General features: G+C 55.8%; 21 protein-coding genes and 1 tRNA gene. 9 read left to right on the forward strand and 13 right to left on the reverse strand.

Going from position 1 to position 22,545, the window contains the following annotated elements; translation table 11 throughout:
• Positions 1–86 precede the first annotated feature (86 nt).
• Both HY29_RS08985 and HY29_RS08990 read right to left on the reverse strand, forming a co-directional pair.
• Positions 87–863 (reverse strand): hypothetical protein, encoded by a 777-nt coding sequence (locus tag HY29_RS08985; RefSeq protein WP_155838271.1) that lies wholly within the window; start codon positions 861–863, stop codon positions 87–89.
• Between the two features lie 16 nt (positions 864–879).
• Positions 880–2,466: an MFS transporter gene (locus HY29_RS08990; RefSeq protein ID WP_034795910.1), complete on the reverse strand. Its 1,587-nt coding sequence runs from the start codon at positions 2,464–2,466 to the stop codon at positions 880–882.
• Positions 2,467–2,989: 523 nt separating this feature from the next.
• On the opposite strand from HY29_RS08990, the gene HY29_RS08995 reads away from it, so the two are divergent.
• Positions 2,990–5,113 (forward strand): TonB-dependent receptor, encoded by a 2,124-nt coding sequence (locus HY29_RS08995; RefSeq protein WP_034795913.1) that lies wholly within the window; start codon positions 2,990–2,992, stop codon positions 5,111–5,113.
• Between the two features lie 12 nt (positions 5,114–5,125).
• On the opposite strand, the gene HY29_RS09000 is transcribed toward HY29_RS08995, so the two are convergent.
• From HY29_RS09000 to crcB, 8 genes are all read right to left on the reverse strand, one after another.
• Positions 5,126–5,908 carry a PhyR family response regulator anti-anti-sigma factor gene (locus HY29_RS09000; RefSeq protein ID WP_034795916.1) on the reverse strand — a complete coding sequence of 261 codons (783 nt, stop codon included), beginning with the start codon at positions 5,906–5,908 and terminating at the stop codon, positions 5,126–5,128.
• Positions 5,909–6,351: 443 nt separating this feature from the next.
• Positions 6,352–7,185 (reverse strand): alpha/beta fold hydrolase, encoded by an 834-nt coding sequence (locus tag HY29_RS09005; RefSeq protein ID WP_155838272.1) that lies wholly within the window; start codon positions 7,183–7,185, stop codon positions 6,352–6,354.
• A 259-nt stretch (positions 7,186–7,444) separates the two neighbouring features.
• The gene (locus HY29_RS09010; RefSeq protein ID WP_034795921.1) at positions 7,445–8,977 is read right to left on the reverse strand and encodes an acyl-CoA carboxylase subunit beta; all 1,533 of its coding nucleotides are present in this window, start codon (positions 8,975–8,977) and stop codon (positions 7,445–7,447) included.
• Positions 8,978–9,157: 180 nt separating this feature from the next.
• Positions 9,158–9,712: a hypothetical protein gene (locus HY29_RS19185; RefSeq protein ID WP_155838273.1), complete on the reverse strand. Its 555-nt coding sequence runs from the start codon at positions 9,710–9,712 to the stop codon at positions 9,158–9,160.
• Positions 9,713–9,819: 107 nt separating this feature from the next.
• Positions 9,820–10,533 (reverse strand): ATP12 family chaperone protein, encoded by a 714-nt coding sequence (locus HY29_RS09020; RefSeq protein WP_034795927.1) that lies wholly within the window; start codon positions 10,531–10,533, stop codon positions 9,820–9,822.
• A 150-nt stretch (positions 10,534–10,683) separates the two neighbouring features.
• Positions 10,684–11,364, reverse strand: coding sequence for an HAD-IA family hydrolase (locus HY29_RS09025; RefSeq protein WP_034795931.1), 681 nt, complete (start codon positions 11,362–11,364; stop codon positions 10,684–10,686).
• Positions 11,364–12,410 (reverse strand): RluA family pseudouridine synthase, encoded by a 1,047-nt coding sequence (locus tag HY29_RS09030; protein ID WP_034795933.1) that lies wholly within the window; start codon positions 12,408–12,410, stop codon positions 11,364–11,366. Before HY29_RS09030 ends, HY29_RS09025 begins: the two co-directional genes overlap by 1 nt.
• Positions 12,407–12,790 carry a fluoride efflux transporter CrcB gene (gene crcB / locus HY29_RS09035; protein WP_034795935.1) on the reverse strand — a complete coding sequence of 128 codons (384 nt, stop codon included), beginning with the start codon at positions 12,788–12,790 and terminating at the stop codon, positions 12,407–12,409. The genes HY29_RS09030 and crcB overlap by 4 nt, the downstream gene beginning before the upstream one ends.
• A gap of 138 nt (positions 12,791–12,928) precedes the next feature.
• Between crcB and HY29_RS09040 the strand changes: the two genes are divergently transcribed.
• From HY29_RS09040 to HY29_RS09050, 3 genes are all read left to right on the forward strand, one after another.
• Positions 12,929–14,470, forward strand: coding sequence for an alpha-N-arabinofuranosidase (locus HY29_RS09040; RefSeq protein ID WP_034795938.1), 1,542 nt, complete (start codon positions 12,929–12,931; stop codon positions 14,468–14,470).
• Between the two features lie 70 nt (positions 14,471–14,540).
• A tRNA-Gly gene (locus tag HY29_RS09045) sits at positions 14,541–14,614 on the forward strand.
• Between the two features lie 128 nt (positions 14,615–14,742).
• Positions 14,743–15,924, forward strand: coding sequence for a DUF6538 domain-containing protein (locus HY29_RS09050; RefSeq protein WP_051601353.1), 1,182 nt, complete (start codon positions 14,743–14,745; stop codon positions 15,922–15,924).
• A 171-nt stretch (positions 15,925–16,095) separates the two neighbouring features.
• On the opposite strand, the gene HY29_RS18440 is transcribed toward HY29_RS09050, so the two are convergent.
• Positions 16,096–16,335 (reverse strand): hypothetical protein, encoded by a 240-nt coding sequence (locus HY29_RS18440; RefSeq protein WP_051601355.1) that lies wholly within the window; start codon positions 16,333–16,335, stop codon positions 16,096–16,098.
• 401 nt (positions 16,336–16,736) lie between these two features.
• Here HY29_RS18440 and HY29_RS09055 point away from each other — a divergent pair, with 401 nt between their 5' ends.
• The 5 genes from HY29_RS09055 (at position 16,737) to HY29_RS18445 (ending at position 20,813) form a co-directional block, all read left to right on the forward strand.
• The gene (locus HY29_RS09055) at positions 16,737–17,030 is read left to right on the forward strand and encodes a type II toxin-antitoxin system HigB family toxin (protein ID WP_034795942.1); all 294 of its coding nucleotides are present in this window, start codon (positions 16,737–16,739) and stop codon (positions 17,028–17,030) included.
• Positions 17,031–18,245 (forward strand): hypothetical protein, encoded by a 1,215-nt coding sequence (locus HY29_RS09060; protein ID WP_034795945.1) that lies wholly within the window; start codon positions 17,031–17,033, stop codon positions 18,243–18,245. It begins immediately after the preceding gene.
• A 90-nt stretch (positions 18,246–18,335) separates the two neighbouring features.
• Entirely contained in the window at positions 18,336–18,863 is a 528-nt protein-coding gene (locus HY29_RS09065; protein WP_034795949.1) for a hypothetical protein, read from the forward strand.
• A complete protein-coding gene (locus HY29_RS09070; RefSeq protein WP_034795952.1) occupies positions 18,850–19,521 on the forward strand; it encodes an Nmad2 family putative nucleotide modification protein in 672 nt (223 codons plus the stop codon). The genes HY29_RS09065 and HY29_RS09070 overlap by 14 nt, the downstream gene beginning before the upstream one ends.
• Entirely contained in the window at positions 19,515–20,813 is a 1,299-nt protein-coding gene (locus tag HY29_RS18445) for a MazG nucleotide pyrophosphohydrolase domain-containing protein (protein WP_051601356.1), read from the forward strand. Before HY29_RS09070 ends, HY29_RS18445 begins: the two co-directional genes overlap by 7 nt.
• Positions 20,814–20,835: 22 nt before the next feature.
• Here the strand turns inward: HY29_RS18445 and HY29_RS09080 are convergent, their stop codons facing one another.
• Complete coding sequence (locus tag HY29_RS09080; RefSeq protein ID WP_162176704.1) at positions 20,836–21,906, reverse strand: nucleotide kinase domain-containing protein; 1,071 nt, start codon at positions 21,904–21,906, stop codon at positions 20,836–20,838.
• Between the two features lie 259 nt (positions 21,907–22,165).
• Positions 22,166–22,486 (reverse strand): DUF736 domain-containing protein, encoded by a 321-nt coding sequence (locus tag HY29_RS09085; RefSeq protein ID WP_034795954.1) that lies wholly within the window; start codon positions 22,484–22,486, stop codon positions 22,166–22,168.
• Positions 22,487–22,545: the final 59 nt, after the last annotated feature.

Raw genomic sequence — 22,545 nt, forward strand, 5'->3', positions numbered from 1 at the left:
CCAAAATTGCACGAATTCTACGCATAGAAGGTGCAATTATGGGGCCAGACATTCCCGCGCCGCGTATATGGCGCGAAAACTGGGGATCAGTTTACAGAGCCATATTCCGCGCCTGCTTCCGTGAAATATGCGCGCCAGAACGACTTCACATCGGAAATAGGCAGGTCGTAGATCTGACGCGGGACCACGCGGGCGACAACTTCAACGCCTTCCATCTGGGGCTTAGTTTCTGCCAGCTTTGAATCGAGATAGGCGTCATAGTCCGCGCCCGTCTTGTAAAAGCTGAATCCGTCGGAATGCTGCATCAAGTCCGATACCAGCACGACGCGGCGCAGGCCTTCACCTTCCTGGAAATCGGCACGGTCTGCGATGGAATAGATCGCTTCTGACAAGGGGGAACTGGGCTGGCGCTTGTCGAGAAGCGTCTCTTCCACCTTGGCAATCAGCGGTTTGTAGAAGTCATTCTGCCAAGTCTGTTCAATCATTTTCGGATTCTGGAATAGCGGATTGGCATCTGCAGCGCTTCCCGGGGAACACGCCACATACACGACTTTCGGATCGTAAGGGCTTTCGGCATTAGGGGTCATGACCGTCAGGCGGCCGTATTTCGGCAGGCTGCGCGCTTCAGCGTCGACAAACTCATAAACCCAGTCCAGATCATTGGGATTGAATGGGTCAGACTGGTCGACGAGGATGATCGTATGCGCCGGGTCTTTTCGATCCATCCGGCACTGTGTGTCTGCCATCAAGCTGGGCGGCTGGTTGAACGCAACGATTGCGAACAGTCCGAAGACACCTCCCAGCATTAGCGCGATCATGCCGCGCCAAAACCATGGGCCCCTGTCACTTCTGCGACGTGCCATGCCTTACAGTCTCCCTCTACGCGCGCCGTGCCTGATCAACCGGCACATGCGTTGCGCCTTTGGCATCGCGCACTTTGCCAAGTTCGTCAGCAACTTTCTTCTCGATGGAAGACAGACCTTTCTGGACTTCCTGAATGTGCTGCTCCAGCCATTCACGCGTTAGGTTCAGGGCCTTGATGTTATGATCAAGAGCCGAGATCGCATTGTTCGCCTGCTCACGCTCCTTGGAGAAGTCAAAAGGCGGCAGCTGCGGCGTGACGATCTCGTCGAAATAGGCAGGGCACGGCGCCTGGTCGCCCAGACGGTCGCGATTGGCATTGCGTGCACGGCGGTGGGCCTGGCGGTAGGCAACCTTCAGGCTGCGCTCCTGATCTGCAGCGCGTGCAGCAATCGCAGCCGCAAAGTCGCGGCGTGTTTCCAGCAGGTTCATCGCCTTCTCGATCTCACGCTTGGCAGCGACATGACGCGATTGCTGGGTCTCGAACCAGAGGCGACAATTGGAGAAGTACTCCGACAGATCATCCCGCACGCCATTACGCACTTCCTGACGGCGCTCATAAGCACGGCGTTCTTTCCGCCATACGCGACCATAGCCGGGATAGCGGTCCGAGATGCGATCATAGCCCTCATAGATCGCCAGTCCGAAGACAGCGAGCCCCATGAAGAGCAGACCAAGGGCAAGGAAACTCTCCAAGCCAAAGATGTTCGGGAACATGGAATTCAGCACATCCCCCGGCGCAATCGAGAACATGGAAAAACTACCCAGCGTGCCAGCTTCTGCCGCAGCCATGAGGCCCAGTTCCACAGCATCGCGGAAATGCGCGACAAAGAAGTTCAGGAAGATACCTGACAGAATACACACCATGGCGACCGTGCCGCCGAGGATCTTCGCTGGCAGTGCCGGATGGTTCAGGTAACGAAGACCAAAGAAGCCCCCGATGACACCAAACATCACGTTCACGGCTGAGACGCCGAAGGCAATCATCAGGCCGCCCATCAGGCCATTCGCCTGAGCATCCTTGAACAGCAGCGCATTGAAGCCGCCTTCCAGCACCATGATGAAAATCAGAATCGCGATCGCCTGTTCGACATTCTTCTTGATGTCCGGCGTACGGTCACCAATGCGGTCACCATGCCGGGCGCGGAACTGCTGGAGTTCGATGATCGCAGCTGTATGGGTTTCCTTGGCATCATGCACATCGTCCAGCTCATAATGGCGATATTCATTCTCTTCGGACTTGATCGCCTCGCGCAGCTGGTCCGGATAAACGTCTACCGGCGTGTAGTCGCTGATATAGTTGCGAATAGTGGCGGCCGTTGTGGTCAGCCAAGTGCCCAGGCCGCGGCGAACATCCTCTGCGCGCTCGGCAATCTGCTGCTCGCACTCACTCCATTGATCCTGAGTGATTGCTTCGGAGACAGGCAGTCCATCCCGCGCATCCTTTTTGGCCGCCATCTTCGTCAATTGACGGTTCAGACCCAATTGTCCTTGAGCGCGTTTACCCTTCAAACCATGGTCGGAAAGGTCGTTGCGAATCTCCAGCGGCTTAACTTTCGTCTGGCATCCAACGTCTGCGCCCCAGCGCACAGCTTTCTTCGACATGCTACATCCTCTTAACAGCGCAAGGCTTTTTATTAACCTTCGCCAAGATGCGACTCCTTGGTTACCAAACCCTGAAAACTGGAGCCGCAGGTGCGTTTCGTAATGTTTTTTAGCTGTTGGAGCGCTTGCGAATGCTGCAACTGGGTGTAACTGAGTAACAATGAGCAAACGGCGTCTCAACACACACCGCCTGTCCTTTCTGGCTGCGCTGTACATCTTCGTACAGGCGCTGGCCCTTGGGCATTCGGCGGCGCATGCTGACCAGCCGCACAAGCATTATGGCGTTACATGTCAGATAAAGGTCCTCACCCAGGATCAAGCGATCCTGCCGACCTTTGATACTCTGCCACCCGCCTTGCCGGCACCTGAAATTGCTCAAACGTCTTTCTATATTGAAGCGCCTAGCTGGAGCCGCCCGCCGGGCCGTGCGCCTCCTCCCCGAAGTCCACCTTCCTTACAACAATAAGCCCTGAATTCGCTGCCTGTGGGCAGCCCTGCCTATTGTTGTAAGGAAATACCTGAAATGAAATCCTCCCATAAACGCCGCGTGCTTGCGGCGACCCTTCTGTTGGGCGCAAGCCCACTTGCTTTCGCTCAAGAAGCTCCGGAAACGCTGGATACGATCATCGTGACCGGCGTTGGACCGCAACGTGACACCGACGAAATGATCGGCAATGCCACGGCCATCAATCGTGATGAACTGGTTCAAAAACTCTCCGGCACACTGGGCGACACGCTGGCCTCAGAGCCAGGCGTCTCCACCACCTTCTTCGGACAGGGCGCCAGCCGTCCGGTCCTGCGCGGGCTTGGTGCGGAACGCGTCCTGGTTCTCACCAACGGCATCGGCGTGATCGACGTCTCTGCCGCCTCACCGGACCACCAGGCCGCAGCCGACGGCATTGATGCGGAAAAAGTTGAGATCCTGCGCGGGCCGGCAGCGCTCGCCTATGGCGGACAGGCTATCGGCGGCGTGGTCAACGTAATCGATGGCCTGATTGCCGAGGAATTACCTGATGAGCCCCTCAGCTTTGATGGGCTTGCGGCGACCAACAGCGTCAGCGATGGCACCGAGACTGCTGGCAAGGTACGCTACACAACGGGGCCGTTCGTACTGACGCTCTCTGCTTCGGCTCGTGACTTCGGGAATTACGACATTCCGGGATTTGCAGAATCCTCCCGCCTCAGGGCTTCGGAAGAACATGAGGAAGGCGAGACGCATGAAGAGGGCGAAGAAGATCACGACCACGAGCATGAAGAAGCTTATGGCACGCTCGAAAATTCCTTCCTGCAGACCGGCACATTTGCTGGTGGATTGTCTTGGGTAGGCGACAATGGCTTCCTGGGCTTCGGCGTCAGGCACCAAACCTCCGAATACGGCCTGCCGGGACATGAGCACGCAGAAGAAGGTCATGACGGCGAGGAAGAAGCCGAACATGAAGAAGAAAGCCCCTTCATCGATCTTGAGCAGACCCGCTACGACTTCCGCGGTGGTATGAATCTGAACTACGGCATTCTCACGGATGTGGCAGCGAACATCTCTGTCGCCGACTACACCCATACAGAATTCGAAGGACCGGGCGAGCCTGGCACGCGCTATGATACGGATGGCACGGAAGGGCGCCTGGAAGTCGGCAACTTGATCGGGAACATCGAGGGCGCATTCGGCCTTCAATACCTCGACAAGAAACTCGGCGCATTTGGCGATGAGGCGTTCATTACGCCGACAAAGACCAAAAATCTGGGTGTCTTTGTCTATGAGACCTATGAACTGAATGACGATGCAGGTCTTGAAGGCGGGCTACGCTTTGATGATGTCGAACTCGACAACTCCGTCGCCGGAAAAGTCGACTTCAATCTGGTCAGCGGTTCACTGGGAGCGCATGCGCACTGGGGAACAGGCTGGTTCACAGGCGTTCAGCTCTCCTACACCGAGCGCGCCCCAAATGAGAGCGAACTCTTCGCCGACGGCGCTCACCTTGCCACGAGCCAGTATGAAGTTGGCAACACGGCGCTCGACAAGGAAAAGGGCACCAACCTGGAAGCAACGATACGCTGGGAGAATGATTGGCTCAGCGCAGGCGGCAACCTGTTCCTCACAGACTTTGACGGCTTCATCTATCTGACGCCAGGGTCAACCCTGAATGAAGGCGCCCTGACGGATGTGGTGGACGGTGTTCCGGTATACCTGTTCAGCCAGCAGGATGCGAAATTCGTTGGCGGCGAAATCTATGGAGAAGCCAAAATCCCGCAAAGCGCCCTATCAGCCGACTGGACGGCAAAGGCGAGCGTCGACTTCGTGAATGGTGAACTGGATGATGGGGGGAATATTCCTTACCTGCCGCCGGTAACCTTCCACAGCTCAGTGCAAGCCGATTGGAAACTCTGGACGGTACAGGCCAACATGACCATTGCTGCCGACCAGGATGATCCAGGCGCAGGCAGCCTCCCCACCGATGGCTATACGACCTTCGGCGCACGCGCTGCCCTCAAGCTCTCCGCGCTCGGCTTTGGCAAAGAAGGCACGCAATTGTTTGTTGAGGGCCGCAACCTGACGGACGAGGAAGTTCGCTATTCGACCTCCGTCCTGAAAGACACGGTTCCTGCACCGGGGCAGAATATCCGCGCCGGTATCAAGGTCTCGTTTTAAGGGAGCGAGGCCTTAGGCGGCCTTGCGTGAATCTGCGAGGTAGGCGGACAGGACAGCCTGATCAATCACCGTACGAACGTGCAACGGATCGAACGGTTTGGGGATCAGGTAGGCCGGTTCGCCTACTCCACCCTGCAACAGCATTTCCGGATAAGCCGTGATGTAGACCACAGGCACGTCGTCATCGGTGAAGCCTTCAATGTCCGAGACGGCATCAATACCGGTCGAACCATCTGCCAGCCGAATATCCGAAAGGATCAGACCAAACTTGCCATTTCGCGCAAATTCCACGGCTTCTCCCTGCGTGGTCGCAACAGCCGCGATCGTATGCCCCGCGTCACGCACGATCTGGGAAAGCTGATAAGAAATCAGCGTCTCATCCTCGATGATCAGGACAGGCGTCGAAACCGCGTGCGTAATCGTGGTCTCCGCTGTCTTCAGCGTATCCTCTACCTTGTCGATAGTCATGCCAAGGATTTTGGAGGTCTCCGCAATTGTGAAACCTTCAACAATGGTCAGCAGTAGCGTACGACGCTCTTCTGTCGACATGGCATTCAGGATGCGCGCGATGCCACTGTCATCAGACAAGGCTGCAATGCGTTTGCGAGCAGTCTTGTCGAGTTCCGCAAACAGGTCAGCCCTGTTGAATTTTATCTCAGGCGCAACAGAAATGCGGAAGATCAAGGACTCGATCATGTCCTCAACGGCAGCGTCACCCTCGGTTTGCTGACCCATGAGCCCTCGCGCATAACGGCGCAGATACGGCAATTCAGAAGATATCAGATCTGAGAGCATTCAGCCCCCCCTAACCAGAACAGGACAGATAACCTAGTTCCAAGCCCCAAATAAACCAAAGGTTCCCGTTGTCTTGTTTCTCAAGCTCGAAGTCCCCTATTCGTCGATCCTTGGACAGACCACGCCACCCTAAAACCAAACCTAAATCACGCTCTGACACTGTTTCCCCGACAGCTTGAAAAAGCTATACGTATATATCCTAGGGACATAGGTAGAGGAAGCTCCGTTACTCCTTTGTAAATTTATGTGCAAACTGGCAAATCAATACCCTTAATGGTTATTACAGAATGCCGTATATATTGGCCTGGCGAAGCGAAAACCTCTCACCCGAGCCGGGAATTCGCAGTCACTTTGCACGGTCATTCCGCAGCCGCATGAAACTCAAATTGTTCCGGTTAAGCCTGCCGGCTCAGGTGAGCCAATTCTAACTTGGGTAGCCCCATTCACATCTGCTTTTGTAGAGAAACAAAAAACTCCCTTGGCGACTGATAGACCGCAAGAAAGTCTCCAGAAGGCAGATAGGTAACTGCAGGTAGTCCGAGACGCGCGACCTCGCCCTCTACGCCCTTTTTCCATGTCGCCGTGGTCTCACTGCCAGACATGACAAGCGCTGGCACATCCTCGAAATAGCCATCGGTCAAGCAAGGGTCTGTTCTGACCGAAGACGAGATTTCCGTATGGAATGTGTGAACATCCAGCCGGGCAAGAAGGTTATCAATCGCCTCGGACACAAGCTTTGGATTTTCGCGCAGAAAGGAGATGTCTCCCTTGCTTTTTGCCAGAGCAGTTTCATGCACCCAGGCGCGGCCGAAAATGCCCCAAGAGCTTTTGAGAGCCATCAGGGACAGCCTTGCACCAGAGACACTGTTCAGGGTCTGCTGAATGATCTTGCTGTACCACTCGGGCTGGAACTGGGCGATCTGATCGTAATTGAAACAGCAATTGACGAAGATTGATGTCCGGATCCCCAAATCAGGCATCTTGGCTAGTTTGTAACCGATCGGACATCCGGTACCGGACAGCGCGATCACAGCGCCCCTTAAATCATTCTCACGAAGAAAATCCGCAATCAGATCCGCCTGCCCCTTCATGCATGGAAGGGCCGGATTATTGCCAAACCCCGGGCGCCGGACCGCAATCACCTGAAAGCCTGCAGCCTCTGCTTCTTGGCAGAAGTCTTGGGGCGGCCAGCCAGGATATTCTACGGAATGGATAAGGACGAGCGGTACAAGCTCATCCGACCCGCACACCATGTATTCCAGCGAGCACTTACCCACCGAAAATACCTGATAGGGTCGCCCTAGGGCACAACGCATATCACTTGCCTGCATCTTTGAACCGGACAGCTTTCCCGGAGACTTCCGGGTAATTTTCCATAAGCGACCTGATGCTGCCCATCAGCAGGTATCCTTACAGATAAGAGCGCGCATCAAATCTTCTGCACCTAAGATTTGTATACGTAATCAAACACGCCCAGGGCCAGTATAGTGGCTATCTGGCCCTGGGCAGAATAGGTCTCAAACTCCAGGCCGTGTCCTAGAGCGGAATATTATCGTGTTTCTTCCAAGGGTTTTCCAGCTGCTTGGTCCGCAGGGTACGCAGCGCCTTGGCGACGCGGCGCCGCGTTGAGTGCGGCATGATGATATCGTCGATATAGCCCTTGCGCGCAGCGACATAGGGGTTCGCGAAATTATCTTCATACATCTTCGTATGCGCAGCGATTTTCTCATCATCCCCAAGGTCCTTGCGGAAGATGATCTCAACAGCACCTTTTGCACCCATCACGGCAATCTCAGCCGTCGGCCAAGCATAGTTCACGTCGCCGCGCAGATGCTTGGAACTCATCACGTCATAGGCGCCGCCATAGGCTTTCCGCGTGATGACCGTTACTTTGGGCACAGTTGCCTCGGCATAGGCGAACAGAAGCTTTGCCCCGTGCTTGATCAGACCGCCATATTCCTGCTTCGTGCCCGGCATGAAGCCCGGAACGTCAACAAAGGTCACGACCGGAATATTGAAGCAGTCGCAGAACCGCACAAACCGAGCCGCCTTACGGGAGGCATCAATGTCCAGAACACCGGCCAGCGTCATTGGCTGGTTGGCGACGAAGCCAACGGTAGACCCTTCAATGCGGCCAAAACCGCAGAGGATGTTCGCCCCGAAATTCGGGCTGATTTCGAAGAAGTCGCCTTCATCGGCCACCTTCTCAATCAGCTCTTTCATATCGTAAGGCGTGTTCGGGTTCGGCGGGATCAGCGTGTCGAGGCTGTCCTCAATCCGCTCCGCAGAATCGTACACCGTCCGGACTGGCGGGTCTTCGCGGTTGGAGCCTGGGAGGAAATCGATCAGACGTCGCATCTGAACCAGCGCCTCGATGTCGTTCTCGAACGCGCCGTCCACGACACCGGACTTGGCCGCGTGGACCCGGGCACCGCCAAGGTCTTCGTGGGAGACGTCTTCATTGGTCACGGTTTTCACAACATCCGGACCGGTGACGTACATATAGGAAGTATCCTTCACCATGAAGATGAAGTCGGTCAGGGCAGGAGAGTAAACATCGCCGCCCGCACAGGGGCCCATGATGACAGAGATCTGCGGGATCACGCCGGAAGAGAGGACGTTCTCCATGAAGATGTCTGCATAGCCAGCGAGCGAATCGACGCCTTCCTGAATACGTGCGCCGCCAGCATCAAAGATGCCGATCACGGGCGCACCATTACGGGCGGCCGCCTGCTGTACCTTCACGATCTTCGCAGCGTGGGCCTTGGAAAGCGATCCGCCGAAAACGGTGAAGTCCTTTGAAAAGACATAGACGAGACGGCCATTGACCATGCCCTGCCCCGTGACGACGCCATCGCCCGGAACCTTTTGCTCTTCCATGCCGAAATCGGAGCATTGGTGCTCCACAAACATGTCGTACTCTTCGAAGCTGCCTTCATCCAGAAGAACGCCTATCCGCTCCCGAGCTGTCAGCTTGCCCTTGGCATGCTGCTTCTCGATCCTGGCTTCGCCGCCGCCCAGCCGGGCCTGCTCGCGTTTTGCTTCCAGCGCTTCGATTACGTCCTTCATGGGCCTCTCCCAGCCGTCTGTTACTCTTTGTTTCAGACGTGCTTATACAGCAGAACAGCAAACGCAAGTGCGTCGTTAGGCCTTTTCAAACAACAGTGCCCCAGGTGTAAAACCCGAGGCACTGCGCAGAAGCCGCCATTCTGGCTGGCTGGTTAAAAGGGTGACGCGACGTTAGCCGCCTTAGTGACTGCGACGATGCCGACCGTCTCTTCCGTTGCGATAGCCCTGATCATATCTGTGGCCTTTGCGATAATGTCCTCTGTCCGGAATGCCCTCGAGACGGGCAATATGACCGCGGCGAACCACGCAGGTTATATCCTGCTCGCGATCCCGACGCCGGCCTTCAAACTCGACATCATCAAAGAGGATGCGGAAACCATAAGGGCCAACCTGGCGCACACGTCGACCATCATCAAAGTCAACATCACGATAGCCAATACGCCATGCGGCGCGATTGATCTCGGCCCGGCAAGTCTGAACCGCCTGACGGCGTAACTGACGCTCCTCGGAACGTGTCTGGCCCCACTCATTCAGGCGATAGCCTCCATGGCGGCGACCGTGATGGCCACGATTATTGTGCCCCACACTGACCACCAGACCTGTATTTGAGCCCAGGCGGGCTTCAATCCTGGCAGGGCTACTCCGACCAGGATCGGCAACCGCCGGGGCTACGGTGAGAGCTGACGCAGCAACGGCAACGGCAGCCACTCGGATATTCATGATGCGTTTCATCATGCGTGCATCAGAACACGGCACATCGGAACGGTATCTGACCGGCGCGTTCATCGCCGGTTTCACCAGGGTTCATCAGGAATTCAGGTGGCCGACACCGCCAGAAAGGCTCAGTTCAGACCGGACAGCCAGGTATCCAGAGCCTTGGCTTCAATGCGGCGCAGAGCTGTCGCGGCCTTTGCCTCATCATCTTCACCCCATTGCGACGCCTGCCAGGCTTCATCAATGCGGGAAATTTCAAAGGCATCTGTCGCAGACAGCTCTCCTTCGAGAACAGCCATCGCAAGAACAGCAGAGCCATAAAGACCGAAAGCATACACAAGGCCGGTAAGGGCAAAATCATCCAGAGAAAGCGCATAGGTGCGGGCGGCCTCAAGCGAGGCATCCGGTTGCGGTGAGGCAATAATACCTTCCACCGGCACGAGGATGACATCCAATGCCTGCCCTGCCCATGCCCGGATGGGCGCCCAATGGGCCTCTTCACGTTCAGCCAGTTCCTCATCGTCTTCAGCGATATGGCAGATGAGGTCTGTCTCGCAGTACCGCGCCAACTCGTCAGCCATCTCATAGCGAACCTCAGGCGTGCGATCGATCGCGACATTTGCGAGGCGCGTCAGATGCATGGACAGAAGGTCGATTTGTTCTTCCTGCGCATTCCATTCAGCTGCCACGGCTTTTGCCAGTTTTTCAGTCGGCAGTAGCATAGCCGCGCGCGCAGGAGTCTTGATCGCGCGCTCGTCCAGCTGGACCGTCCAGCCACCGGGCATCTGCTCAGCGCGAGCAGTTTCGTAGAAACGCTTAGGCTTTGGAGTTTCGTCAGTCATGGCCGCGCATGTACGCGCTGAAGGGGCGCTTTCCAAGGGCAGATATGCTGTCGGCCAAATATCAACGCATGGCCAGCGTATACCCGAACCACCTGGACCGGATAAGCTTGCACTTCCACTTAGGTCAAGCCGAGTATCGCATGGAGCGAACTAGGCGTTCGGCTTTGCCTCAAACGCCAGCAGGCTGTCGCGCAGTGAACTGAAGTCATGGTGCACTTCGTTTGCCCCAACTTCTTCCAGTTCGTGCGCAGCGCCAAAGCCCCAGGTGACGCCATGCGTGTAGACACCCGCGGCCCGTCCCATTGAGATGTCATGAATGGCATCGCCAATCATGAGGCTTTCGTGGGGCGCAGCGCCAAGCGCCCCCATGGCCTGCTCGACCATATAGGGGTTCGGCTTTCCTGGGCCGTCATCGGCGCACCATATGGTGTCAAAGAAGTGCTCCAGCTGGTGCAGCTCAAACAGGCTGGCAATGCCCCTACGGGTCTTGCCGGTGGCCATGGCAATCAGCCAGCCTTCCTGCCGAAGCGCCTCGAGCGTTTCCAGCGCGCCATCATAGAGTGGCTGGGAAAAACCCGGCTGGCTGCGGGCACGCACCCATGTGTTGCGATAGTCCGCAACCAGTTTCTCGATGTCATCTGCATTGGCATCCGGAGCCAATTGGCCACAAGCCTCGTGCAGGCTTAGTCCCACAATGCGCCGCGTAGCATCATATTCAGGCGGCGTGAGGCCTGACAGGTGGAAAGTTTCCACCATCACATTGTGAATGGTTTCACGACTGTCGACGAGTGTTCCGTCCACGTCCCATATAGCGAGTTTCAGCCCGGACATCAGACGAATGGCGCCAGCGGGTCTTTGCCCGCTTCCTGTTCCAGGAATCCCAACGCTTCGAAGGTCTGCTTGATATGCGGCGGCAGCGGCGCAACGATTTTAATCGGTTTTGCATTCTGACGCGGGATAATCAGCGCGCGCGCATGAAGATGCAAGCCGGGCGCGAGTCCCTGCGGAACTTCCCGGCGGCACTGATATTTGAAATCTCCCAGAATGGAGGTTTGCATTTCCAGCATGTGGAAACGCAGCTGGTGCATCCGCCCCGTCTCCGGCTTCATGGCGACCCAAGCAGCTTTCTGCCCCGCAGTCGAAACGACCGCATAATCCGTAATCGAATGACGCGCGCCTTCGACGCCCTGCGCAGAGCGGAACATGCGCTCACGATCCGCATCACGGCGTCCGCGTGCCTTGGGATTGATAATGCGGTAGCCGCCCTCTTCATTCTCGTCTTCAATGCCCTTCACCATCCAGCAGCGAATCTGACCAAAGGGAGGGTTGGGCACACCGACAGTGACGGCCCAGTAAACCTTGCTCATGTCACGGCTGCGAAACTTCTCAGACAGCTGCGCGGCAGCTTTCGGATACTTGGCGAGCAGCAGTACGCCGCTCGTATCCTTGTCGAGCCGGTGCACGAGAACCGGGCGATGCTCTCCATCCCCCAGAGCCGCGAGCATGCCATCAATATGCCGCCCCTGGCCGGATCCACCCTGTACGGCAATGCCGGCCGGCTTGTTGATGGCGATCATCTCGTCGTCTTCATAAAGGATGAGACTGCGGATGAATTCCCGGTCTTCCTGGGATACCCGATCAGCCTTTTTCTGAGCTGGGCGGGAGGATTCAGTATCCAGAATAGGCAGACGCACCTGCTGGCCAGCCTGAAGGCGGGTATTGGCCTTGGCGCGCGACCCGTCTACGCGGATCTGCCCCGTGCGGAGCATTTTCTCGATCTGCCCCTGGGAGACCTGCACGCGCCGCTTCACCCATCGGTCAAGACGTGTGTCTGCTTCCTTTTCGGAAACCGTTTCGGTGACAATCTGGCCGCTCATGCGAACACTTTCCGGGCTATCCACAGCCCAATAAACAATGCCAAGAGACCAAGAGTGACCGAGAGAACAGCGTAAAGCGCCGCCTTCGTCACGTCGCCACTCCGGATGAAATTCGACACTTCCAGCGAAAACGCTGAAAACGTCGTGAAGCCGCCCAGAAGGCCCGTGGCCAGAAACAGACGCATCGCCTGGGGCTCGCCCTGGCTACGCAGCGCTAACCAGCCAATAAACAGGCCCATGAGCAGGCTGCCCAGTATATTCACAAGGAATGTGCCATGCGGCCAGCCGGCTGGAAGGTGGCGTACGGCCAACAGGCCGACACCATGCCGGAGAGCCGCGCCCAGGGCGCCGCCAGCTGCGACTGCGAGAAATCCGTTCATGGCCGCCTTCTACCGTCAACAGGCGCGCTTAGCCAGTGCCGCCATGACGTTGTTGCGAAAAGGATTGCAGCTTGACTTTGAGGCCCGGAGCACCCGAATGTTAGCGCTAAAATAACTCGAAACTTTAGGGAGGCATTCATGAAAACTCGTATCGCGGCGGGCCTGATAAGCGCCGGTTTGCTGCTCAGCGCGGCACCTGCATTGGCACAAGCGCGCATCGAAGTGCACGCTGACGCACCCACACACACGATTGCGCCAGAAATATATGGTCAGTTTCTGGAACATGTCGGCACCCAGCCCTATGGCGGCATCTGGGTCGGTGAAGATAGCGAAATCCCCAATACTGACGGCATTCGCAACGATGTGTTCGATGCCCTGAAAGCGCTGGAAGTGCCAGTGGTGCGCTGGCCGGGTGGCTGCTTCGCGGACCTGTATCACTGGCAGGACGGCATTGGCCCGGAGGCTGAACGCCCCCTGCGCGTGAACATGGTGTGGGGCGGAACGCCTGAGACGAATGCCTTCGGAACACATGAGTTCTTCGATTTCGCGGAACGCCTTGGCGCGAAAACCTATCTCAATGTGAACCTTGGCACGGGCACAGCAAAAGAGGCGGCCGACTGGCTGGAATATATCACCGCCGAGACCGGCGACCGCGCAGCAGAGCGTGAGGAAAATGGCAGGGCAACGCCATGGAAGGTCGACTATCTGTCCATCGGCAACGAAACCTGGGGCTGTGGCGGCCACTTTACCGCCGAGACCTACGCCGATCTCTATTCGCAATATGCCAGCTTCGCGAAGACCGCTGGAGAGCAACCTGTCCGCATCATTTCCGGCGCGCATGACGGCAATCCGGAATATGCCGACACGATTTTGCAGCACCCCTATATTGACGATCTGGCAGAAGGTATCTCTCTCCACGTTTATACTCTGCCGACGGGTGACTGGGGAAAGAAAGGCCCGGCCACGGGCTTCCCGGAAGCAGAGTGGGCCTCGACCATGAAGCGCACATTGCGCATGGCGGATGTTATCGCCGACCAACGCGCCATCTTCGAAGAGCATGAACTTCCGGCAGACGAGTTCGGTCTCTATGTCGACGAATGGGGCATGTGGGTAGACCAGGACGAGGACACAAACCCTCCGGCGCTATACCAGCAGGGCAGCATCCGTGATGCGGTCGTCGCGGGCCTGAATCTGAACATCTTTCACGAGAATGCCGATGTCGTGAGGATGACGAACATCGCGCAGATGGTGAATGTTCTGCAGGCCATGATCCTGACAGATGGCCCGGACATGGTGCTGACACCGACCTACCATGTGTTCGAGATGTACAAGCCCTTCATGGGCGCCGAGGCGCTGGATCTGGATATTCAGTCACCGGACTACACCTATGCAGATGTTACCGTCCCCGCAATCAGTGTCAGCGCGGCCCTCACAGAAGAGGGCAAGATAGTCCTGGCCGTTGTGAATGCATCCGCTAGAGACAACCATCTGGTCGATGCGAGCGCCTTCGGTGCCTCCACCGCCATAGGCCGGATTCTTCAAGGCAAAACCATGGATGCGCACAACACGTTCGAGGATCCGAACCGTGTCCATCCTGTGCCGTACCGCACGGAAGGCAGCGGCGGCGATTTGATCCTTTCCGTACCGCCGCGCTCGGTGCTTGTTGTCACCCTTGAATAATGTCTTTAGGCATCTGCCACCGCCTTTTCTCTTGCGCGGCGGCAGATTCCATCTCAAATACATTTGCACGGCGGGTGTAGCTCAATGGTAGAGCAGCAGCTTCCCAAGCTGACGACGAGAGTTCGATTCTCTTCACCCGCTCCAGTTTATCACCGACATTTCGAAATAACCCATTGAAAACATACCTCTATTGTTTTCTGGTCGAGGGTTCGATTCTCAAACCGGCGATTTTTGGGCTACTTTTTTGATACAAACTGGGCTACAATTTTGGCATGGCTCAGTCCACGGACGACGACAAATTCCTCAAGCAGCGTGGCGGGCGGTACTATTATTACCGCCGCGTCCCGACCCGTTTGCGCCCCTTCTATCCGAGCGAATTCATCCGGATCGCCCTCGGTACATCGTCGCTCGAAGTCGCCCGGGCGAGACGCGACGAACTCGTCGACGCGGACGAAAGCTATTGGGGAAAACTGCGCCTGTCGCTCGACCTCGAACGCATGGGCGAGCCCATGGACATCGAACATGCGCGAAAGCGATACGAGGTCGCCAAGGCCCGGGCGCTCGCGGCCGGCTTCCGGTTCCGGGCGATGGACGAATTGGCCACTCCGGGCATGATCGACGAGGTCGTGAGCCGGCTTCAGGCGATCGAACGCCGAGCGCCTTCGAACGGCGCCTTGAACGAAGAAGATGTCGCCGCGATGCTTGGCGCAGTGGAGGAGCCGAAGGTCTCAGTCAGTGAGGCGATGGAAATCTACCAGACCAAAATTGCGCCGCCCCTGCTCGTCAAGAAATCTCCCCAACAGAAGCGCCGGTGGAAAGCCACAAAGGATCTCTCGCTGAAATACTTCGTCGACGTGATTGGCGACCTCGCCATGGTCGACATCACCCGGGAGCACGGCCAGAAATATTACGACTTCTGGAACGGCGAAGTGTCTCCGTCTGATCCTGCGGCAAAGCCCAAGCAGCCAAAAACGGCTGATCGGCACTTCGGCGATATACGCAGGCTCTATACGGACTATTTTAAGTATGTCGGCGATGAGACGCGGCTGAACCCGTTCCGGAACCTCACCTTCAAGGATCGGCGAAACCGCGGCACGCGGAAATATCCGCCCTTTGCGGACAAATGGGTGCGCGAAAAACTACTCGTCCCGGGTTGGTATGAGCGCCTGACCGACGAGATGTTCCTAGCGCCGCTCATGATCATTGAAACCGGATGTCGGCCAGGAGAGATCATTAATCTGCGGCCGAAGACATCTGCCTTGACGCCAAGATTCCGCATCTCGTCATTCCAGACCGCGAAGATCACGAGGTTAAAACTGAAACGTCCGTGCGCCGCATACCGCTCGTCGGCATTTCACTGGAAGCGGCCAAGCGCGCGCCGAACGGTTTCCCGAAGTATCACGACAAGACGAACGCGTTTTCGGCGGCCGCCAATGCCGCCTATAGGCGCTTAGGTCTCTTCCCTACCGAACGGCATGTCATCTACTCGTTCCGGCATTCCTTCGAAGACAGGATGAAGGAAGGTCATGTCGACTACGAGCTCCGCATGCTTCTCATGGGACACAAGAATGACCGGCCGGAATACGGAACCGGCGGTTCGCTCGAATATCAACGCAAGGAACTTCTCAAAATCGCGCACCGCGTTCCGAAAAACTTCTTTCGCGCTTTCGACGCCCTGCGCGCGGCGTAAGCGCGGTGTGACCCGACAGGATCGCGTGAATGGACGCTGCTTCCTGTTCGCGTTTTTGAATTTCGTCATCGAGCAGTTTGTAGATCGGCATATAGGTCATACCGAAAGTCGCTACGATTTCGGCGGCCAGGGTGCGCGCGTGAGCGAGTGTGTCGTCCGAAACCGTCATTGCCATAATGATCCGCACGACGGCGACTAATCATAGTTGGAGCGTGGGAATTTTCAGGCAACGTTTAGCAATTGTCCGCAACAGCAATTGCTTCATGGGTCGCTACGGCGTTAGGCAGTCAGACAGCCGAGGCATGCCTACGACTTCGAATGATGGAGCACCGGCAACCTATAATAGCTCTAGCTCCCCCAATAGATAGATCTCCAGACTCTCCAAGTATTACGCCAATGAAGCCGGTGGAAAGTCCGCCTCAATAGTGCCGGCGTACTACCGGTCAATATTTTCTCTATAATTCAAAGAGATATTGTCCTAATTAGCTGGGTTGAGGCTCTTAACGGCTAATGATATGCTCCCTATTAGGGAGCGCTTGACATTGTTCCCAAATGGGGTACATAGGACGAACGGCAATGCACGTCATCTCACGAAAAATTCTCCGCGAGTTTGGCGATGCAGAACCGGAGGCAAAGGCAGCGTTGAACAGCTGGTTCCACGAGGCAAAGCGCGCAGATTGGAAGACCCCTGCGCAAGTTAAGAGCAAGTACAGGAGCGCCAGCATCCTGAAAAACAACCGGGTGGTATTCAATATCGCTGGCAACAAGTACCGCCTGATAGTGCGGATCGATTATGAGGTCGGGATCGTCTTCGTCAGATTTGTTGGCACACATGCCGCTTACGACGAAATCGATGCTGAGGAGATTTAAATGAGCGTCGTGCGCCCAATTCGAAATGATCAAGACTATGATTCTGCTCTAGCGCGGATTGATGAGCTCATGACCAACGCTGTCGATGAGGGTGATCGTGATGAGCTTGAAGTGCTTGTCACTCTCGTTGAGGCTTACGAGGAGCAACATTTTCCCATCGACTTCCCCACTCCCGTTCAGGCCATCGAATTCAGGATGGAACAAGAGTCGCTCACACAAGCGGATCTCGCGAAATATTTCGGTGGTCGCAGCAAGGTCTCCGAAGTCCTCTCAGGAAAGCGGCCGCTTACGGTCAAAATGATTCGAGCACTGAATCACCATCTTGGTATCCCGGCCGAAGTGCTAATCGGCGACGGCGTCGGAAATGACGATGCGCCTGACGAAGTGCAATGGACCCAGTTTCCTGTGTTCGAGATGACAAAGCGAGGCTGGCTCCCCAAGATCGAGCGCCCTCGCGCAAACGCCGAAGAACTCATTCTTGGCCTGATCTCACGGGCCGGCGGGCAGCAAGCTATTCCGCAGCCGTTTTATCGGAAAAATAATTCCGCGCGTCGGAACGCCCGCATGGATCCTTACGCACTTCAAGCCTGGTGCTTACATGTGCTGGCTGTGGCGCGTGAAAATCGTCCTGCTTCAGCCTATCGCCCCGAGTCGATAGACGAAGGATTTCTGCGCTTCCTTGCTACGCTGAGCCGACTGCCGGACGGCCCCCGACGGGCGGTCGAGGCGCTCAATCAGAAAGGCATTGCAGTCGTCTACGCAAAGCATCTTCCGAAAACCCATCTCGATGGCGCTGCGATGTGCACGACAGAAGGCATTCCGGTAATCGGGCTAACACTGCGATATGACCGGCTCGACAACTTTTGGTTCTGCTTGCTGCATGAAGCTGTCCATGTGTGGAAGCACATTTCGCCAGATCATCCGTTTTTTGTGGATGATCTTAGCCTAAGCGAGGCCGATCATGATGAAGATTGGTCAATTGAAGCGGAAGCCGACCTCTTTGCGCAGAACGCATTGATCCCGGATGGCGCGTGGCGCGCATCAGGACTCCCTGAACGGGCCACGCCGGCGCGGGTCATGACATTTGCGCAATCAATCAATGTGCACCCGGCGATTGTGGCCGGGCGTGTGCGTAAGGATACGCAGAATTACCGGTTGCTCACGCAATTTGTCGGTTCAAATGAGGTGAGCAAGCATCTTGAAGACATAGCCTAAAACAGAAGCGGAGCTGGCGCCAACCAGCTCCGCTTCTGAACAGATCATCCGAAGGGACAAGCGCCTCCCGGAGGAACGCCAGCCAAACAGATGGTCCGCTTCGCAAGCTCCGTCTATCCGCTTCGAACTCCGCTGGCAATCAAACAAATCGGCGCAGACGGAGACTGGTTGATGGACCAGAATATGAAGCGACGCGTGTACGTAGTCGTGCCTGACGGTTGCACAGTAACCGAAATAGATGCGCTTAAGCTTCTTTCCGATGCGGAAATCGACCTGGCGACTGTTCAGTTCGTGAAAGCCGAAGCGGACTTTGCAGAGATAGCGTCCCACGATGCGGTCGTCATTGTCCTCGACCGGGACCACACGAGCGACGCGACCGCTGAAGCTGCGGCCCTTGCCGCTGCACAAGTGGGCGTTTGCGCGATCGTCGGCGTATGGGCTCCAGGACAGGAGAGCGATGGCATTCACCCCCTGCTTCTGCAGTTCGGTACGGCGCAAAGGCCATGGGACCCCGGAAAATTGAAAAACGAGCTCGGGTCAGATTGCGAAAAAGCATTCCAGAACCCTGACGGCAGCACGTCAGAACCAAATGAGATTGAGCCCAATGAGTGCGAGTAAACGCCCTAGGCCGCAACGGCTGTATCGCTACGTTATCGATCACGACCGCGGATTCGCACCAAACCCCTTTTTTGGCGTTTGCACGCTCGCTTGCTGCAAACCCGGAATTCGAAAGCATGCAGCGATTGGCGACATCATCGTTGGGTTTGGAACTGCTAAGTATGATCTGGATGGACATATCATTTATTGGATGGCGGTGGACGAGATCAGCGACTTCGATAGCTACTGGGGTGATCCGCGCTTTCTAATGAAACGACCACAAATGGGTGGGTCACTAAGCCTGTGTTTCGGAGACAACATTTACCGCCGATCTGACGATAACGGTCGGTGGATACAAGAAGCCTCCTTTCACAGCGATCCAAATAGTCGTCACGGTGGAGGAAACCTCAAGCGGGACACAGGCACCACAGATAAATTGCTGATAGGCAAGGAATTTGCCTACTGGGGTGGAGACGGGCCCAAAACGCCAGCCGCGTTCGACCCTCTTGTTTGGAGGCGTCGCGGTGAGAAGTACCGTGTTGAGGATCCGAGCATGCAAGCCGAATTTATTAGTTGGCTGAGAAGCATTCCAGAACGGGGACTTCGCCGCCCTCCGGCTGACTGGACGCGGGACCGAAAACTTAGGGCGCTACTCCAGACGGAGAAGAAGGCATGCTAATTAAAGAATATGCAGAATTCGTTCGGAGCACGGATCAATTTTCCGAAAAGAACCCCGCTGAGGCTCGAAAAATTGCAATATACGGCCTTGTAAGCGAGATCGGCTCTGTCGTTTCGGCCATAAAGAAACAATCTCTCAAAGAGAGTGGAGCGCTATCCTCGCCTCTGGCACGGGCAGAGCTTAAAGAAGAATTGGGTGATGCCATGTGGTACGCCTTCGCTCTAGCTCGAATTGAAGCGCTGGATGGAAGCAGAAGCATTTTGCTCCTGGACGTAGAGAATCTAAAGCGTGAAATCGGCTCCGCCAACGCAAGAGGTGACCGGATACGCTCTGTGCTGACGGAAGATGAGGTGACCGCGTTCCTCCGAGGGGCCGATGAATTCTCGCGAAATCCGGACTTGCGGATGTCAGACTATCAAAAGCTTGCCTTCCGAACGGCCCGGACCGACGGTGAAACCCTGTTGGCGGTTTGTGCCGCAGTCCTCACACAGCTCGGCGCGCAGTTGATGCGCCATCATTTGCCAGAGGTAGAGCTTGAACTAAACAAACAGCTCGAGGATCGTCCCATCGACACAATTCTGAGTGCGATCGCGTGGCACCTTTGTGCGGTCGCCTCGCTATATGGATTGGATATGGATGGGGTCGCGCTTACCAACCGAGAGAAAGCAAAGGCACGAAAAAAAGACGGCATACATACGCCTTTCCACGACGAAAATGCTGTCGAAAATGAACAGCTGCCACGCAAATTCGAAATCGTATTCAGAACAATGGAGGATGGATCCTCCCAGATGTTCTGGAATGGTAAGCCGCTAGGCGCGCCGCTGAGAGATCAATACGCCGAGGCCGACGGGTATCGGTTTCATGATGTGATGCATTTGGCAAACGCTGCGTGTCTCGGGTGGTCCCCGGTCCTTCGCGATCTTATGGGCATCAAACGCAGCAGCTCCCCGGAGATCAAACAGGCTCAGGACGGCGGCCGGTCGGCCGTCGTTGAAGAGCTCGTCGTGAAGCTGATCCATTGGGAAGCTTCGCGACGAGCGAAAGAACTGCACCCTGACGTTTCCGCGACTGATCGAATACTCTTTCCAGACAACGAGGAGATCCCGTTTTCACTGCTCAAGCAGGTGCGCGCAGTCACCGAGGGCCACGAAGTTTACGACAACAAATACTGGGAATGGGAGCGCTCAATACGTGAAGGATACCGTGTCTTTCAACAACTCAGAGAAAACCAGAATGGAGTTGTCACAGTCGATCTGGAAGGACGCCGCCTGAGTTTCAGAATCAATCAATGAGCTTTTTGAGGTCTGGCGGGTTTTACGGAAGCAAATCGGAGATTCGTTCGTTGACGCCCCAACTGGGCGGATACCATGGCGCCGGCAACCGACCCACTGGCTTGAACTTCTGCTTGATGCGTGTTCTGCCGGAGCGACCGCTTATCTCGGGAAACGCCGCTCTCGAATATTTGGAAATCTCGCAAAAAATATTCTGGCAATCGATGAGCTGCAGAGGCCGGCCCCAGAGATCTTGAAACTCGAATCCGTAAAATGAGAAGTATTCGTTTTGGAATTCAGCCATGTGGCGAATCACTTGCTCGGCTGAAATGCTATGGGTGCCTTGGAAGCATTTAGATATCCCGTCTAATGCGCCAGGGCCAGCAATCACAAACTCCATTTCTGAGAAACTCGTTAGCGCGCCATAGTTTAGGTCAGTCACGAATTGATACGCCAGAAAGGGTCCGATTGAGGGCGCAGACAATAATAAATTAAACGCTTCCGCCATGGAGGCGCAATTGGAAAGTTTATCAGGGAATCGTTGCTCCACCATCCACTCGATAAGTCGGAGATGGTTGGCATGCTTGGTAGCGTACCCAAACGTATGGCCAGCAGATGGCATTATGTAAGCAGCGGAATAGTTACGAACTCCGTTACATTGCCGATCACTCAGCAAGCGATCAAACTCAGAGAACTTGTACGAGCTTGAACCAATTGCCCCAAACTCACCGGTGAGTGCTTCCCAAGTCTCAATCCGATTGAAGATCTTGAACAGCAAGACTCTAAAAAAAAGGTCCTCTACGGACCATCGGTTATGATCCGACCAAATCACATTCCTGATCAAGTACTGGCTGACCCTATCGGAAGCACGATAGGCATTCGTGAACCTGTGGTGGGCTAAAATGGGATCATTGCTCGACGATGAAGTATTGGAGCCATGAAGGCGTCGTCGAAACATCCTCTGACGTTCACAGGCGAAATACCAATAGGCATCGAAAACTGGTGTCGTATCTAATATCTCGCCATCAATCCGTACGGCTTTTTTTCGACGCAGTTTGGTGATCGGCGACGCGCCGAAATCCGAGGAGAATAGGTCATTTTCATCGTAAGCCATAGGTGCGTGATTGACTTGAGCAGTGATTGGCAGAATGGGCGAAGGTCGATGAGGACGGTCCGGATGTACGGATAACGCGATTCTGGTTGTTACTAGCGCACCAAAAAAAGCAGTTGAGGCAGACTTGTCGTTTCACTGGCGAAAAGCGATATCAATCGCTCAAATCGGTGTAAAGCAGCATTATTCGCTACCATTTCTGTCTCGTGGTTTCCACATTAAGGATTGGATACTACCCAGGATTAATCAACCTGATTCGCGGCTAGTCCGCTGATGGCTTCTGTCGATTCCAGACCATGATTCCGGTCCCATTCTTCTCGTTCTCAAAGAAAGCTGCCCGCATAGGCTTTTCGAAGCTCGGATCGTCGAGTTTGACGGCGAGGTAGGGCGTTTCGCCGTCTTTGGAGTCCTGGCGCCACGCCGCACCGAGTTCGGCCCCGCCAGCATAGATCCGGAAATCAGGCGCGTCGTCATTGGCCTTGTCCTTGTTGGGTACGAGTTGGGCTTTGACGTTGATCGTCATCGTCCGGATCGTGCCGGTGTATTTGCCGTCTTTCAGCGTGAATGAGCCGATCTGCGCCATGGGTTAGTCTCCTTTGCTGGCGTTGGCGTGAAGGGCCTTGCGGGCCCGCTTGAACCCGG

Source organism: Hyphomonas beringensis, assembly GCF_000682755.1.
GTDB classification, from domain to species: Bacteria; Pseudomonadota; Alphaproteobacteria; order Caulobacterales; family Hyphomonadaceae; genus Hyphomonas; species Hyphomonas beringensis.

Bases quoted from the DNA above. Each gene is read 5' to 3' on its own strand.
- HY29_RS08985 (WP_155838271.1), bottom strand. From the start codon at position 863: ATGGCACGTCGCAGAAGTGACAGGGGCCCATGGTTTTGGCGCGGCATG.
- HY29_RS08990 (WP_034795910.1), bottom strand. From the start codon at position 2,466: ATGTCGAAGAAAGCTGTGCGCTGGGGCGCAGACGTTGGATGCCAGACG.
- HY29_RS08995 (WP_034795913.1), top strand. From the start codon at position 2,990: ATGAAATCCTCCCATAAACGCCGCGTGCTTGCGGCGACCCTTCTGTTG.
- HY29_RS09000 (WP_034795916.1), bottom strand. From the start codon at position 5,908: ATGCTCTCAGATCTGATATCTTCTGAATTGCCGTATCTGCGCCGTTAT.
- HY29_RS09010 (WP_034795921.1), bottom strand. From the start codon at position 8,977: ATGAAGGACGTAATCGAAGCGCTGGAAGCAAAACGCGAGCAGGCCCGG.
- HY29_RS19185 (WP_155838273.1), bottom strand. From the start codon at position 9,712: ATGATGAAACGCATCATGAATATCCGAGTGGCTGCCGTTGCCGTTGCT.
- HY29_RS09020 (WP_034795927.1), bottom strand. From the start codon at position 10,533: ATGACTGACGAAACTCCAAAGCCTAAGCGTTTCTACGAAACTGCTCGC.
- HY29_RS09025 (WP_034795931.1), bottom strand. From the start codon at position 11,364: ATGTCCGGGCTGAAACTCGCTATATGGGACGTGGACGGAACACTCGTC.
- HY29_RS09030 (WP_034795933.1), bottom strand. From the start codon at position 12,410: ATGAGCGGCCAGATTGTCACCGAAACGGTTTCCGAAAAGGAAGCAGAC.
- crcB (WP_034795935.1), bottom strand. From the start codon at position 12,790: ATGAACGGATTTCTCGCAGTCGCAGCTGGCGGCGCCCTGGGCGCGGCT.
- HY29_RS09040 (WP_034795938.1), top strand. From the start codon at position 12,929: ATGAAAACTCGTATCGCGGCGGGCCTGATAAGCGCCGGTTTGCTGCTC.
- HY29_RS09050 (WP_051601353.1), top strand. From the start codon at position 14,743: ATGGCTCAGTCCACGGACGACGACAAATTCCTCAAGCAGCGTGGCGGG.
- HY29_RS18440 (WP_051601355.1), bottom strand. From the start codon at position 16,335: ATGGCAATGACGGTTTCGGACGACACACTCGCTCACGCGCGCACCCTG.
- HY29_RS09055 (WP_034795942.1), top strand. From the start codon at position 16,737: ATGCACGTCATCTCACGAAAAATTCTCCGCGAGTTTGGCGATGCAGAA.
- HY29_RS09060 (WP_034795945.1), top strand. From the start codon at position 17,031: ATGAGCGTCGTGCGCCCAATTCGAAATGATCAAGACTATGATTCTGCT.
- HY29_RS09065 (WP_034795949.1), top strand. From the start codon at position 18,336: ATGGTCCGCTTCGCAAGCTCCGTCTATCCGCTTCGAACTCCGCTGGCA.
- HY29_RS09070 (WP_034795952.1), top strand. From the start codon at position 18,850: ATGAGTGCGAGTAAACGCCCTAGGCCGCAACGGCTGTATCGCTACGTT.
- HY29_RS18445 (WP_051601356.1), top strand. From the start codon at position 19,515: ATGCTAATTAAAGAATATGCAGAATTCGTTCGGAGCACGGATCAATTT.
- HY29_RS09080 (WP_162176704.1), bottom strand. From the start codon at position 21,906: ATGGCTTACGATGAAAATGACCTATTCTCCTCGGATTTCGGCGCGTCG.
- HY29_RS09085 (WP_034795954.1), bottom strand. From the start codon at position 22,486: ATGGCGCAGATCGGCTCATTCACGCTGAAAGACGGCAAATACACCGGC.